Annotated in this window: 12 protein-coding genes; 5 read left to right on the top strand and 7 right to left on the bottom strand. The window is 68.7% G+C overall.

Annotation, left to right across the window (positions count from 1 at the left end; genetic code table 11):
- Positions 1–17: 17 nt before the first annotated feature.
- The 3 genes from Q0044_RS11885 to Q0044_RS11875 form a co-directional block, all read right to left on the bottom strand.
- Positions 18–752 (bottom strand): pseudouridine synthase, encoded by a 735-nt coding sequence (locus Q0044_RS11885; protein WP_298162473.1) that lies wholly within the window; start codon positions 750–752, stop codon positions 18–20.
- 34 nt (positions 753–786) lie between these two features.
- Positions 787–1,689, bottom strand: a complete 903-nt coding sequence (locus Q0044_RS11880) for a class I SAM-dependent methyltransferase (RefSeq protein WP_298162471.1) — start codon at positions 1,687–1,689, stop codon at positions 787–789.
- Positions 1,690–2,130: 441 nt separating this feature from the next.
- Positions 2,131–3,306 (bottom strand): acetyl-CoA C-acetyltransferase, encoded by a 1,176-nt coding sequence (locus Q0044_RS11875; protein ID WP_298162469.1) that lies wholly within the window; start codon positions 3,304–3,306, stop codon positions 2,131–2,133.
- A gap of 182 nt (positions 3,307–3,488) precedes the next feature.
- Here Q0044_RS11875 and trhA point away from each other — a divergent pair, with 182 nt between their 5' ends.
- The 3 genes from trhA (at position 3,489) to Q0044_RS11860 (ending at position 5,316) form a co-directional block, all read left to right on the top strand.
- Positions 3,489–4,199 carry a PAQR family membrane homeostasis protein TrhA gene (gene trhA / locus Q0044_RS11870; RefSeq protein ID WP_298162467.1) on the top strand — a complete coding sequence of 237 codons (711 nt, stop codon included), beginning with the start codon at positions 3,489–3,491 and terminating at the stop codon, positions 4,197–4,199.
- Between the two features lie 137 nt (positions 4,200–4,336).
- The gene (gene phaR / locus Q0044_RS11865; protein ID WP_298162464.1) at positions 4,337–4,972 is read left to right on the top strand and encodes a polyhydroxyalkanoate synthesis repressor PhaR; all 636 of its coding nucleotides are present in this window, start codon (positions 4,337–4,339) and stop codon (positions 4,970–4,972) included.
- The gene (locus Q0044_RS11860; RefSeq protein ID WP_298162462.1) at positions 4,969–5,316 is read left to right on the top strand and encodes a hypothetical protein; all 348 of its coding nucleotides are present in this window, start codon (positions 4,969–4,971) and stop codon (positions 5,314–5,316) included. Before phaR ends, Q0044_RS11860 begins: the two co-directional genes overlap by 4 nt.
- Before the next feature lie 178 nt (positions 5,317–5,494).
- On the opposite strand, the gene Q0044_RS11855 is transcribed toward Q0044_RS11860, so the two are convergent.
- Positions 5,495–5,920, bottom strand: a complete 426-nt coding sequence (locus tag Q0044_RS11855) for a hypothetical protein (RefSeq protein WP_298162459.1) — start codon at positions 5,918–5,920, stop codon at positions 5,495–5,497.
- Positions 5,921–6,012: 92 nt separating this feature from the next.
- Positions 6,013–6,744: a glycosyltransferase family 2 protein gene (locus Q0044_RS11850; protein ID WP_298162456.1), complete on the bottom strand. Its 732-nt coding sequence runs from the start codon at positions 6,742–6,744 to the stop codon at positions 6,013–6,015.
- A gap of 93 nt (positions 6,745–6,837) precedes the next feature.
- Between Q0044_RS11850 and Q0044_RS11845 the strand changes: the two genes are divergently transcribed.
- Positions 6,838–8,538, top strand: coding sequence for an ArnT family glycosyltransferase (locus Q0044_RS11845; RefSeq protein ID WP_298162454.1), 1,701 nt, complete (start codon positions 6,838–6,840; stop codon positions 8,536–8,538).
- Complete coding sequence (locus tag Q0044_RS11840; protein WP_298162453.1) at positions 8,535–9,455, top strand: hydroxymethylglutaryl-CoA lyase; 921 nt, start codon at positions 8,535–8,537, stop codon at positions 9,453–9,455. The genes Q0044_RS11845 and Q0044_RS11840 overlap by 4 nt, the downstream gene beginning before the upstream one ends.
- Before the next feature lie 4 nt (positions 9,456–9,459).
- Here the strand turns inward: Q0044_RS11840 and Q0044_RS11835 are convergent, their stop codons facing one another.
- Entirely contained in the window at positions 9,460–10,332 is an 873-nt protein-coding gene (locus Q0044_RS11835) for an FkbM family methyltransferase (RefSeq protein WP_298162451.1), read from the bottom strand.
- 34 nt (positions 10,333–10,366) lie between these two features.
- On the bottom strand, positions 10,367–13,495 hold the full coding sequence (gene putA / locus Q0044_RS11830; protein WP_298162450.1) for a bifunctional proline dehydrogenase/L-glutamate gamma-semialdehyde dehydrogenase PutA: 3,129 nt from the start codon (positions 13,493–13,495) through the stop codon (positions 10,367–10,369).
- Positions 13,496–13,557: the final 62 nt, after the last annotated feature.

Genomic DNA, 13,557 nt, shown 5'->3' with positions numbered 1-13,557 from the left:
TCGCAGGGAGAGTGGGATTACCGGAACAGGCTGTCGATCTCATCCTGCGTCGCCGCTCGCCAGTCCCCCGGCGCCAGATCCTCCGGCAGGGCCAGCTGCCCCATCCGCTCGCGGTGCAGGGCCTCGACGTGGTTGCCCACGGCGGCGAACATCCGGCGCACCATGTGATAGCGCCCCTCGGTGACCGACAGCCGCGCCTCGGTCGGCGAGATCACCTCCAGAGACGCGGGGGCCAACGGCTTGTCCTCGCCCTCCAGCACCAGCCCTCCGGCTTCGAAAACTCCCGCCTCCGTCCCGACCATCGGCCGGGCCAGGGTCGCGCGATAGACCTTGGCCACATGCCGTTTGGGCGAAATCACCCGGTGCAACAGGTCGCCGTCGTCGGTCAGCAGCAGCAGGCCCGAGGTTTCCTTGTCCAGTCGCCCGATGGTCGAGATCGCCGGGTCCCGCCGCCGCCACCGTTCGGGCAGGACGTCATACACCAGTGCCCCGTCCTCCTTGTGCGAACAGGTCATGCCCAGGGGCTTGTTCAGGATCAGCACCAGCCCCGCCGGCGGATCCAGCGGCCGCCCGTCGATCTGCATGCGTCCGGGCAGGTCCGGCGTCACCGCGATCCGCTTCGACACATCGGTCAGGTCGACGCCGTCCAGCACGATCCCCCCGACCTTGCCCAGCCGCGCGATCTCGCTGCGCGAGCCGTAGCCCATCGAGCCGAGAAGCTTGTCCACGCGCGCGGTCGGGACTTTTTTCATTGCGCTATCGCCCTTCGGGCTACTTGAGCGCGGTTCATTTGACCGCTTCGAACAGCTTGTACCCGCCGCCGTCCGAGATCGGCGTCACCCGCTTGAACGCCTCTTTCAGCTCGGACTCATAGGGCAGGTGCCGGTTGGCCACGAGCCACAGGGTCCCGCCCTTCTTCAGCATCTCCGCCGCCTTGCGGATAAAGGCCTGGCCCAGCCGCCGGTCCTCGGCCCCGCCGTCATGGAAGGGCGGGTTGGAGACGATGAATTCCAGATCGCCGGTCGCCTCCAGCGTCCGCACATCGGCCCATTCGAACGATGCCCGCGAGTCCCCGACATTCTTCTGCGCCGCCTCGACCGCCCGCCGGTCCAGATCGATCAGCCGCAGCGAGGTCACCGCCGGCGACCCCAGGACCACCGTCGCCAGCGCCCCGTAGCCGCAACCCAGATCGGCGCCTGCGCCCTTCAGCGCCGGCATCGACGCCGCCAGCTGCGCCGATCCCGCGTCGATCCGGTCCCAGGCGAAGACGCCCGGCTGCGACCAGGCCTCCAGCCCCTCGACCATTTGCATCGCCCCCGCCGCGATCGCCGCGTCCAGGCCCGTCTCCTTGCCGGTCTTGATCACCACGCAGCGCCGATGATGCGCCTTGGCCGTTTCACCGACCTCCAGCCCGAACGCCTCCAGCTCCTTCTTCAGCCGCGAGCCGCCCCTGTCCTTGGCCGCCATGACGTCCAGCCGCCCGCCGACCTTGAGCGCCCTCAGCGTCTGCGCCAGCGTGTAGCGCCGCTCCAGCACGCCCGGCGGCGCATAGACCATGGCCGTCTCGACCGAGCCATCGGCGAGGCTCTCCAGCGCGGTCGAACCGACGATCTGCGGAGAGGTCTGGGTCGCCGCGCCCGGCGGATCGAACACCAGAGGGGGGCGGCCATAGAGGATGGAAGTCGTCATCGGCGGGTGAATAGACTGTCAGGCCGCCCAGCGAAACCGCGCTCCCTCTCCCCTTGCGGGAGAGGGAGATCGCGCACGGCGGCGCAGCCGTCGTTCTGGCGCGATCGGGTGAGGGGTCAAGCAGACGCCACGGAGCTCCTCTCGCCGCCCGCGTGACCCCTCATCCGTCAGCCTTCGGCTGCCACCTTCTCCCGCAAGGGAGAGAAGGAAAACAGGCCATACCCATCAACGGATCCCCCGAATCCACGTTTGAAATCAGAGCCCGGTCCTGACGAGACGCCGTTTATGCATCACCCCTGAAAACGGGCGCACACTGTCCCGATGTCCGGGACCTCCCCAAACCGCAGCGCGACCCTGTCGACTCTGTCGAGTCTATTCCGAAGTCGCGCTCCCGCACGCTTCGGACGCTTCGGACGCTTCGGACGGTGTTTTCGAGTCCGCTCAGACCCGCTCCACGCACAGGGCCACGCCCATGCCGCCGCCGATGCACAGGGTCGCCAGACCCTTCTTGCCGCCCGACCGTTTCAGCTCGTACAGCAGGGTGGTCAGGATGCGGGCGCCCGAGGCGCCGATCGGGTGGCCGATGGCGATGGCGCCGCCGTTGACGTTCACCTTCGACGCGTCGAGGCCCAGTTCCTTGAGTACGCACAGGCTCTGGGCGGCGAAGGCCTCGTTGGATTCGACCCGGTCCAGATCGGCGACGGTCCAGCCCGCCTTTTCCAGCGCCTTCCTCGACGCCGGGATCGGCCCCGTGCCCATGATCGCCGGATCGACGCCCGCCGAGGCCCACGACCGTATGGTCGCCAGCGGCTCCAGCCCGCGCGCCTTCGCCTCATCGGCCGACATCAGGACCAGGGCCGCGGCGCCGTCGTTCAGGCCCGAGGCGTTGGCGGCGGTGACCGTGCCCTCCTTGTTGAAGGCGGGCTTCAGCTTTTCCATCGAGTCCAGGGTCGCGCCGTGACGGATGTACTCGTCCTTGTCGACGGTGACGTCGCCCTTGCGGCCCGGGATCACGACCGGGACGATCTCCTCGTCGAACCTGCCGGCGTTCTGGGCGGCTTCCGCCTTGTGCTGGCTCGCCAGGGCGAATTCGTCCTGGGCGGCGCGGCTGATGTCGAACTTCGCGGCGATGTTCTCGGCCGTCTGGCCCATGTGATAGCCGTTGAACGCGTCCCAAAGACCGTCCTTGATCATCGTGTCGGTGAAGGCGAGGTCGCCCATCTTGTGGCCGGTGCGCAGGTGCTGGGCGTGCGGTGCCTGGCTCATGCTCTCCTGACCGCCGGCGACGATGATCTTCGCGTCCCCGAGGGCGATCTGCTGGTAGCCGAGCGCGACGGCGCGCAGACCCGAGCCGCAGATCTGGTTCAGGCTCCAGGCCGGGGTCTCTTTCGGGATGCCCGCCCCCATCGAGGCCTGACGCGCCGGACCCTGTCCCGCCGCCGCCTGCAGCACATGGCCCAGGATCACCTCGTCCACATCCGCCGGCGAGACGCCCGCCCGTTCCAGCGCCGCCTTGATGGCGATCTCGCCCAGCTTCGACGCGGGCAGGCTGGACAGGGCGCCCAGGAAGGACCCGACCGGGGTGCGGGCGGCGGAGACGATGACGACGTCGGTCATGGGACGATCCTTTATCGGGCCTTTCCGGAAGGGGGCTCCGTTAGGCCGCTGGAAACTTTGCGTGGCGTTTCTGCCGCATCCGCGGGCTTTCGTCACCTCCGCTCGATCCGTTCAGCTGAAAGTCATCTCCCCGGCCCACTATCGAGGGAACGACAGGCAGAATTGCCGAGTTGGGTGGGACCATGCTGAACACGCTGAAGCGCCACGTCCGACGGATTTGCACTCCCGATCAGATCGATCTGGAGGAGCATTACCAGTCGCCGTCCGAACACATCGCCGATCTGGTCGTCCACGTCGTGGGCCTGACCCTGGCGGCCGTCGGCGGGATCGCCCTGGCCATTCTGTCGGCCTTCTACGCCGGTTTCGGCGCGGTGTTCGCGACGGCGATCTACGCCCTGTGCCTGATCGCCATGCTGACCTGTTCGACCATCTACAACCTGACCCGTCCCTGCGCCGCGCGCCCGGTCCTGCGTCGGCTGGACGAGGCGGCCATCTTCCTGATGATCGCGGGCTCCTACACCCCTTTCACCACCCAGCGCTTCGAAGGCGGGTGGGCCATCGGCTTCACCCTCGTGGTCTGGACGTTCGCCTTCGCCGGCGTGGCCGCAAAACTGGTCGCGCCGCGCATCTCCGACGCCTTCTGGAGCGGGGTCTATGTCCTGTTCGGCTGGCTGGCCGTGATCGCGCTGAAGCCGATGATCGACACCGTCCACCCCGTCGCCCTCGGCCTGCTGGTGCTCGGCGGACTGATCTACACGGCGGGCGTCTTCTTCTTCATCTCGCCCCGGCTGAAGTACCGCCGCGCCATCTGGCACGGCTTCGTGGTCGCGGGCGCCGGCGTGCACTGGGCGGCGGTTCTGGTCGGTGTGGTGCTGGCCCCCAACCTGACGTGACATTAAACCGTTACATCCCCACTGGCGTGTGGCTTCGCAGTGCGGGATAACGGCCGGGCGGAGTGAGATCAGGAAACGTCGCAGACTGTTCCGGTTCGATCTCGCGACCCAGAAAAGATGCGAACAAGGACACTGCAGTGGCCGACAGCAATACCCCGGGCGGAAAGACCAAGGACGGCGAGTCCGTCGTCATCAAGAAATACGCCAACCGCAGGCTCTACAACACCTCGACCTCGACCTATGTCACGCTCGAGGACCTGGCCAAGATGGTCCGCGAGGGGGTCGATTTCGTCGTCTTCGACGCCAAGACCAATGAGGAACTGACGCGTCAGATCCTGACCCAGATCATCTTCGAGGAAGAAAGCCGGGGCCAGGCCCTGCTGCCGGTGCAGTTCCTGCGCCAGCTGATCGGCTTCTACGGCGGCCAGATGGAAGGCGTCCTGCCCTCCTACCTGGAGATGTCGCTCGAGAACTTCTCCCGCCAGCAGGAACAGTTCCGCGACCAGATGACCAAGGTCCTCGGCGCGACCCCTGCAACCGGCCTGATGGGCGGCGGCCTGCTCGAAGCGGCCGCCAAACAGAACATGGCCATGTTCCAGAACGCCATGAAGATGTTCCCGGCCTTCGCCTACGGCCGCATGGACGGCGACACGACGCCGCAGGCCGCGCCCGCCGCTCCACCGGCAACGGACCCGGCCATCGACGAGATGCGCCGCCAGATGGACGAGATGCGGGCCCAGATCGACCGTATCGCGGGGTCCGGCAAGCCGTGACCGAGGGCGTCCGCCCTGTCGGACCGGTCGAGGGCCGCGACAGGCGCGCAGCCCAGCGGCGCGAGGCCGAACGCCGCGCCGGCTCTTCCAGCCGCGATCTCGTTCCGGTCGGCAAGGTCGTCGATGAAATCCCGGACCCGGCAAGCCCTGCCGTGTCCACCGCTGCGGCCGATCCGGCCGCCGCCTTCGCCGCCCAGATGATGGGCCAGACCGGCCAGCGCAGAGGCCTCAAGGGCGGCCCTCCGGTGATGGATGCGGCCCGCGCCACCTATCTCGGGACCGAATATTCGGGCGAAAAGGACCGCCGCCCGCCCGCCGGACTGATCAAGAAGACCGAACTCTGATCTGGCCCGAGGCTTGCAGCGACCGGGGCGAACTCTCGCCTTCGGACGCCGCCATGACCCTCGCCTTCGCCGCCAAGACCTTCGACGTGATCGTCGTTTCCCTGATCTTCGCCGCGCTGATCTAGGGCCTGACCCGGAAAAGTGTCAGCGGTTTTCCGCCAGGGTTAGGCCCCGGGGATCAAGCTCCGGCGCCGAAATCCAGGTCCTTGCGGGCCGAGATGATGGTGACGATGAAGCCGGCCAGCACGTCCAGCATGACCATCGTCACGATCAGGAAGAAGGTCGAGGTCGCGAATCCGCGCACCAGCAGGAACTCGACCAGGCAGATGACGAACAGGATCATCGACAGGGCGTGATTGACGATCGCCACCTTCTGGCTCGACGTCGACTTCAGCAGTTCGAAGAACAGCAGGATCAGCGACAGGAACAGGATCAGGTCGCCGACCCCCACGTTCCAGCTCGCGCCCGACGCCATCGGGATCGAGAACATCGCCTGCCGCAGGGCGTCGTCCGCCGCGGCCAGACCGCCGCCGCCCAGTCCGGACAGAACGACGATATTGTACAGGATCACGGGAATGACGAGCAGGGGCAGGGCGATCAGCATGGTCTGTCTCTCGCTTTGGAACGGCGCAGCTTGTTAACGACGGATACTCCCGTTCGCTCCATACGGCTACGTCGGTTCGCCAAACAGGCGATCTAGAACTCGCTGATGGCCCCCGGCCGACGCGACCGCGTCTTCAGCCACATGACGCCCAGAAGGTCGGAGACCGAGGCCTTCAGCCGCCCCCAGTTCGTATATTTCGACTGGCCCGTCTCGCGGTGGCGATGTCCGATCGGCAGGTACCGGTTCTCATAGCCCTCGCGGATGACCAGGGCCGGCAGGTAGCGATGCACGTGATCGAAATAGGGAAGCCGCAGGAAGACATCCCGGCGGAAGGCCTTCAGGCCGCATCCCGTGTCGTCGGCATCGTCGCCCAGCAGCCGCTTGCGGATCCGGTTGGCCCAGCGCGAGGCCCAGAGCTTGGCCTCGGAATCCTGTCGCTTCTGACGCACGCCCCCGACCAGGGCGACCTGCGGCGGCGCGGCGATCAGGGCGTCGGCCAGTTTCGGCGCGTCCTCCGGCGGGTTCTGGCCGTCGCCGTCCAAGGTCACCACGATCGGCGCGCGCGCAGCCAGAACGCCCGTACGCACGGCCCGGCTCTGTCCTGCATTGGTCGTGTGGGCCAGCACTCTCAGCGTCGGCAGTTCGGCCATCAGGGCCTTCAGCTCGGCCAGGGTCGTATCGCGGCTGGCGTCATCGACGAAGATGATCTCATGGGCCCGACCGCCGAAGGCTGCGGCGATCTCGCGCGCCAGCGGCCCGGCGGCCCCGGACTCATTGTGAACCGGCACGACGATGGAGATCAAAGGGTGTTCGGCGCTCTGCATTCTGGCTCTCTAGACGGAAAACCCCGCCCGGCGCCACGGTCGGCGATGTCGAGCCGCTGACGCCCGCCCAATCGCCGTGTTAGGAACACGCTCATGACGCGCCCGAACCTGGATCGATATGTCGCCGGCTGGCGCGGCCCCCTTCTGGCGGCGCTCGTCGCCCTGATCGCCGGCCTGCCCGGCCTGCTGCTCCTGCCGCCGCTCGACCGGGACGAAAGCCGCTACGCCCAGGCGACGTCCCAGATGCTGGAGAGCGGCGACTATGTCGACATCCGTTTCCAGGATGACCCGCGCTGGAAGAAGCCGATCGGCATCTACTGGATGCAGGCCGTAGCCGTCGGGCTGACGTCGCAGGTCGAGACCCGCGAAATCGCCCCCTACCGCATTCCGTCCCTGCTCGGCGCCATGCTGGCCGCCTGGGCCGCCGCATGGGCCGGATCGGCCCTGTTCGGGGCCAGGGCGGGCTTCCTCGCCGGCGCCCTGCTGGGCGCGACCTTCCTTCTATCCTCGGAGGCCGGGATCGCCAAGACCGACGCCATGCTGTGCGGAGCCGTGACCCTCGCCATGGCGGGTCTCGCCCGGCTCTATATGGCGTCCCGCGTCGCCCCCCTCGTCAAGGGCGACCCGAGCCAGCGGCTCTGGAAGTTGATGTTCTGGTCCGGTCTGGGTCTGTCCGTGCTGATCAAGGGCCCGATCGGCCTGCTGGTCGTCGTCCCGGCCGTCCTGATGCTGAGCCTGTGGGACCGTCAATGGGCCTGGCTGAAGCGCCTCGGCTGGGGCTGGGGCCTGCCCCTGCTGGTCCTGATCGTGGGTCCCTGGGCCATCGCCGTCACCATCGCCACCGACGGCGGCTTCTGGCGCGAGGCCATCGGCAACGACCTCGGCAACAAGGTCACCGGCGCGGACGAAAGCCATGGCGGCTTCATCGGCATGTACGCCGTCATCGCGCCGATCCTGCTGTTCCCCGCGACCCTGATCCTGCCCGCCGCCCTGTCGGCGGGCTGGAGCCGTCGCGCCGAGCCGGCGATCCGCTTCCTCGTCTGCTGGTTGATCCCCTGCTGGCTGATCTTCGAGATCGCCCCCACCAAGCTGGCGCACTACACCCTGCCCACCTTCGGCGCGATCGCCCTGCTGATGGCCGCCGCCCTGACCCGGCCGATCGGGAGGATCTCGCGCTGGGCCGGCACAGGACTCGCGGTCTTCGGAGCCGTGGTGATCAGCGGCATCACCGTCTACGGCCTGACCGCCTTCGGGACCTCGACAGCCCAGACCTGGGCCACGATCACGGTCGTCTGCGCCGCCATGGCCGCCCTGATCGGAGGCTTCCTTCTGCTCAACCGCGCGGCGGTGACCGGCGTCCTCATTGCGCTCGGCTTCGGCATCGTCGCCCATGCGGCCCTCGCCGGAACCCTCCGGCAGCTGCGGCCCCTGTCGATCGCCCCCCGGTTGGAGGCGATGCTCGAACTCAACGGCCTGTCGCCGCGCCAGGGCCTGACCCCCGGCCCGGTCGCCATCACAACCTTCCATGAGCCCAGCTTCGTCTTCGTCAACGGTCGCGACACTGAACTGACAGACGCCGACGGCGCCGCCCGGGCCCTCGCCGAAGGCCGTCCCGCCATCGTCGAGGCCGGCGACGACGAGGCCTTCCGCGAGGCCACGGCCCGGACCGGCGTCCCCGGCCGCGCCGTCGGGGTGGTCACCGGCCACAACTATTCCAGCGGCGACGACGTCCGCCTGACCGTCTACGCCCCGCCGGACGCCCCGAGGCCCGAAGCCGCGGAAGCCGGCCGTTGAGCCCCCGCCCGATCCAGATCGTGGAGGTCGGCCCCCGCGACGGCCTGCAGAACGAGAAGACCGTCCTCGACCCGGCGACCCGGGCCGAACTCGTCCTGCGGCTCGAGGCCGCCGGCGCCCGCCGCATCGAGGCGGTCAGCTTCGTCCATCCGAAGCTGGTGCCCCAGATGGCCGGCGCCGAGGACGTCATGGCGGCTCTGCCTCCCACGCCGGGACGCAGCCGCATCGGCCTCGTCCTCAACGGCAAGGGCTATGACCGCGCGCTCGGATCCGGCGTCGACGAGGTCAACGTCTCCCTGTCCGTCACCGACGGATTCGGGCTGAAGAACCAGGGCCTCGCGGTTCGCGACCAGGTCACCATGCTGAGCGACATCCTCGCCCGGCGTCACAACTCCGACGGCGCCGGCACGCCGGTCCCCGCCCTGTCGGCCACCCTCAGCTGCGTCTGGGGCTGTCCCTTCGACGGCGAGGTCCCGGTCGGACAGGTCCGCGATCTGGTCGGCGAACTGGCGGCCCTCGGCGTCGCCGAGATCGGTCTGGCCGACACCATCGGCGTCGGCGATCCCTGGAGCGTCACGAAAAAGGTCGAGGCGGCCCGCGCCGCCGCCCCCGACGCGACCCTGCGCCTGCATTTCCACGACACCCGCAACACCGGCGTCGCCAATGCCCATGCCGCGGTCGAGGCGGGCGTCGACGTGCTGGACGCCTCGGTCGGCGGCATAGGCGGCTGCCCGTTCGCGCCCGGCGCCACGGGGAACGTGGCGACCGAGGACCTGGTCTATATGCTGGAGCGCGCCGGCTATGCGACCGGCTACGACCTCGACGCCCTGATCGAGACCGCCCGCTGGATCGGCGGGAAGATCGGCCGCCCTGCCCCGAGCGCCCTCAGCCGCGCCGGCGGCTGGCCCAGGGTCTGAACACTCAGCTCCAGCGCCGGGGCGGCTGGCGCGACGCGACGACGTTGCAGTCTTCGAGGCTCAGCATCGCCTCCGCCGACACGGCCGTAAACGCGCCGTCCCAGCCGATGTGCCAGAAGCGGAAGCCCATCCCGGCCATCCAGTCGACGAACTCCGGCACAGAGGTCCGTGACGCCATCTGGACGACGCTCCATTCCATGCAGACGACGATGTCGGGATGGGCGGACAGGATGCCGGCCGCACCCCGCAGGATGAAGGGCTCGGTGCCCTCTGCGTCGATGCGGATCATGTCGACCCGCCCGCAATCCATATCGTCCAGCCGCACGGCCTCGACCGTGATCGCCACGCCGTCGTCATAGGGCAGATGCGACCAGATACTGACGTAGCCTCCGCCCGAGTTGCGCCGCGAGGTGACGAAACTGATCTCGCCCGGACTATCCATCGCCGCCTTGCCGATCAGGCTGACACGATCGGTCACCCCGTTCAGCCTCGCAGACCGCTCGATCAGCCCCACCATCCGGGGATTGGCCTCGAAGGCCGTCACATGCCCCTCGGCCCCGACCTGCAGGGCCATGCTGATCGAGTAGTAGCCGATATTGGCCCCCACCTCGACGACCCGCGCGCCCGGCGCAAGCAGCGAGAGGACGGCCTCGTGCAACCCCTTCTCCCATTGGCCGTAGGCGATGACATTGGCGCTGACGTGCTCGTCCAGCGGATCGACATACAGCAGGATGCCTGAGCTCAGCCGCGTCAGGGCCAGCTCGGGGCCGAGGTAGAAATACCGTTGCGGCGGTGCCGGGGGCGGCGCGTCCGGCGCGTGGCCCAGAGCCCGCCGCAGGGGCCGGGTCGCTCGCGCGAGACGCTTTATCCAACTCACAGACCGACCCTCGACCGCACCCTCGACCTGTCGCTTACAGGTTCAGCAGCGCCGGGTCTCCGCCCTGGGCCGAAATGTTGTTCGAGATCGCTTTTTCCGACGCATAGCGGATCAGGCTGTTCGGCCCGCCCGCCTTGGGACCGGTGCCCGACAGGCCCTCGCCGCCGAACGGCTGGACCCCGACCACGGCGCCGGTGACGCCCCGGTTGATATAGACGTTCCCTGCCGGGACCAGTGCGATGACCTCCTCGGCGAAGGCCTCGATCCTCGAGTGCACGCCCAGGGTCAGGCCATAGCCCCGCGCCGCCAGCTTGCCGGCCACAGACTTCAGGTCGGCGGGGTCATAACGATAGACATGCAGGATCGGACCGAACACCTCGCGTTCGAGATAGTCCGGGGTCGGAATCTCGGCGATGGTCGGGGCGAACAGGTCGCCGCGCTCCGAGCCTTCCGGCATCATGGCGCGGGCGATGATCTTCGCATCCTTGCCCAGACGTTCGACGTGGGCCTCGAGCGCCTGGCGGCTCTCCGTGTCGATCACCGGTCCGATGTCGGAGGCCGGGTCCGACGGATCGCCCAGGACCTGGGCCGCCAGGGCGCCCTTGAGCCCCTCGATCAGGCTGTCGGCCGAGTCCTTCGGCGCATAGAGGACGCGCAGGGCCGAACAGCGCTGGCCGGCCGAGCCGAAGGCGGACGAAATCACATCGTCGATGACCTGTTCGCGCAAGGCCGTGGTGTCCACGAACATGCCGTTCAGCCCGCCCGTCTCGGCGATGAAGGGCAGGATCGGGCCGGGGCGGGCGGCGATGGCGCGGTTGATCGCCGCCGCCGTGTCGGTGCCGCCGGTGAAGGCCACGCCGTCGATCCCGGGATGGGAGACCAGGGCCGCGCCCACCGTCTCGCCGCGTCCGGGGACCAGGGCCAGCAGATCCGGGTTCAGCCCGGCCTTGTGATAGAGGCGCACGGCCTCGGCCGCGATCAGGGGCGTCTGTTCCGCCGGCTTGGCCAGCACCGCATTGCCGGCCGCCAGGGCCGCGGCGATCTGGCCGGTGAAGATGGCCAGGGGGAAGTTCCACGGGCTGATGCAGGCGAAGACGCCGCGGCCGTGCAGGACCAGCCGGTTGGTCTCACCCACCGGCCCGTTCAGCACCTGGGGTCCGCCGAAATCCTTCTCGGCCAGCATGGCGTAGTAGCGGCAGAAGTCTGCGGCCTCGCGCACCTCGGCCACACCGTCGTTCAGCGTCTTGCCTGCTTCCCGCGACAGCAAGGCGACCAGCCGGTCCATGTCGGCTTCCAGCGAATCGGCCATGGCCCGCAGCACCGGCGCCCGGCGGGAGCCGCCCGCCCGGTCCCAGACGATCTGCGCATTCGCCGCCGCATGGGCCGCGTTGTCGATGTCCTGCGTCGAAGCCTCGGACACATGGCCCAGCACCTGGGAGCGATCGTAGGGGTTGGTCACGGCCTGGGCGTTCGTCCCGGCCATCAGCCTGCCGCCGACGATGGGGCCCGAGGTCAGCTTTTCCGCATCGACCTTCTGCAGGGCGGCGGCGTGCCGCTCGCGGTCGGCCTTCTGCGAATAGTCGCGGCCGAGCGAGTTCTGGCGGTCCATGTACATGTCCTTGGGCGTGGGGATCTTGGCGTGGCGGTCGGCGTGGGCCTCGACCGCGGCGATGGGGTCTGCGGCGACGGCCGAGGCCGGCACCCGCTCGTCCAGCAGGGCGTGGACGAAGGACGAGTTGGCCCCGTTCTCCAGCAGGCGGCGGACCAGATAGGGCAGCAGGTCCTCATGCCCGCCGACGGGGGCATAGGCGCGCACGGTGACGGCTCCGAAGGTCTCGGCGGCTGCGTCGTACAGGGCCTCGCCCATGCCATGCAGCCGCTGGAACTCGATCTTGACCCCGGCCTCCCGGGCCATGTCGTGCACGGCGGCCAGCGAATGGGCGTTGTGGGTGGCGAACTGGGCGTAGAGATGCGGCGCGGCGTCGATCATCGCCTGGGCGCAGACCAGATAGTTGAGGTCCGTCGCCGCCTTGGTCGTGAACACCGGATAGTCGGTCCGGCCCATGACCTGGGCCCGCTTGATCTCGGTGTCCCAGTAGGCGCCCTTGACCAGACGCACCATCAGCCGACGCTTCGAGGTCCGCGCCAGTTCGGCGATCCGCGCGATCGCCTCCGGGCCGCGCTTCTGATAGGCCTGCACCGCGAGGCCCAGACCCTTCCAGTCGCCCAGTTCGGGCTCGTGCGCCAGCCGGTCCAGCAGCTTCAGCGACAGGGCCAGACGGTCCGCCTCCTCGGCGTCCATGGTGAAGTTGATGTCGGCCTTCGCCGCGATCAGGGCCAGCCGCTTGATGCGCGGATAGAGCTCGTCCCAGACGCGGCCCTCGTGAGTGGCCTCATAACGCGGCGACAGGGCCGACAGCTTGACCGAAACCCCGTGCCCGACCTCGGGCCCCTGCCCCTTGGCGGTCTTGCCGACGGCCGTGATCGCGTCGGCGTAGATCTTCTCATACCGCTCGGCGTCCGCGGCGGTGCGGGCGCCCTCGCCCAGCATGTCGAAACTGCACAGCCAGCCCTCGCGGTTCGACCGCTTCAGCGCCGCCTCGATGGTGCGGCCGACCACGAACTGCTCGCCCATGATCCGGACGGCGGCGGCCACGGCCTGTCGGATCACCGGCTCGCCCAGACGGCCGGCGACGCGGGTCAGGAAGCCCGGCAGGTCGGTCTTGGCCTGTTCATCGGCGTCGACCAGCTTGCCCGTCAGCATCAGGCCCCAGGTCGAGGCATTGACGAACAGACTGTCCGACTGCCCCAGATGCGACGCCCAGTCGGCGGATCCGATCTTCTCGGCGATCAGACGATCGCGGGTGTCCTCGTCCGGCGTGCGCAGCAGTGCCTCGGCGAGACACATCAGGGCCAGCCCCTCGCGGGTGCCGAGGCTGAATTCCTGCAGGAAGCTTTCGACCACCCCTTGTTTTTTCTGGCTCCGGCGGGCGTGCTCGACCAGTCGGACGGCCTCGTCCACCACGGCTCGTCGGGCGGCCGCGTCGAGGGGCGAGGCGGCCAGCAAGGCCCGGACGGTCGAGGGTTCGTCGGCGAACTTGCCGTGATCCAGCGTGTCCCAGTCTTGCGACAGAGTGACGGAGGGTGCGACGTGTGCGTTCATGGGCGGCGTCTTAAACCCTTCCACGGCGGAACGGGAGGGTTGAGCAGCATGAAAAGGACCTT

Source organism: Brevundimonas sp., from assembly GCF_027484365.1.
GTDB lineage: Bacteria > Pseudomonadota > Alphaproteobacteria > Caulobacterales > Caulobacteraceae > Brevundimonas.
The sequence above is the reverse complement of the archived record's forward strand: the minus strand, read 5'-3'. Positions and strand labels throughout refer to the sequence as shown.

Excerpts from the sequence above, each read along its gene's own strand:
- Q0044_RS11880 (WP_298162471.1), bottom strand. The coding sequence starts at position 1,689 with ATGACGACTTCCATCCTCTATGGCCGCCCCCCTCTGGTGTTCGATCCG.
- Q0044_RS11885 (WP_298162473.1), bottom strand. The coding sequence starts at position 752 with ATGAAAAAAGTCCCGACCGCGCGCGTGGACAAGCTTCTCGGCTCGATG.
- trhA (WP_298162467.1), top strand. The coding sequence starts at position 3,489 with ATGCTGAACACGCTGAAGCGCCACGTCCGACGGATTTGCACTCCCGAT.
- putA (WP_298162450.1), bottom strand. The coding sequence starts at position 13,495 with ATGAACGCACACGTCGCACCCTCCGTCACTCTGTCGCAAGACTGGGAC.
- Q0044_RS11850 (WP_298162456.1), bottom strand. The coding sequence starts at position 6,744 with ATGCAGAGCGCCGAACACCCTTTGATCTCCATCGTCGTGCCGGTTCAC.
- Q0044_RS11855 (WP_298162459.1), bottom strand. The coding sequence starts at position 5,920 with ATGCTGATCGCCCTGCCCCTGCTCGTCATTCCCGTGATCCTGTACAAT.
- Q0044_RS11845 (WP_298162454.1), top strand. The coding sequence starts at position 6,838 with ATGACGCGCCCGAACCTGGATCGATATGTCGCCGGCTGGCGCGGCCCC.
- Q0044_RS11875 (WP_298162469.1), bottom strand. The coding sequence starts at position 3,306 with ATGACCGACGTCGTCATCGTCTCCGCCGCCCGCACCCCGGTCGGGTCC.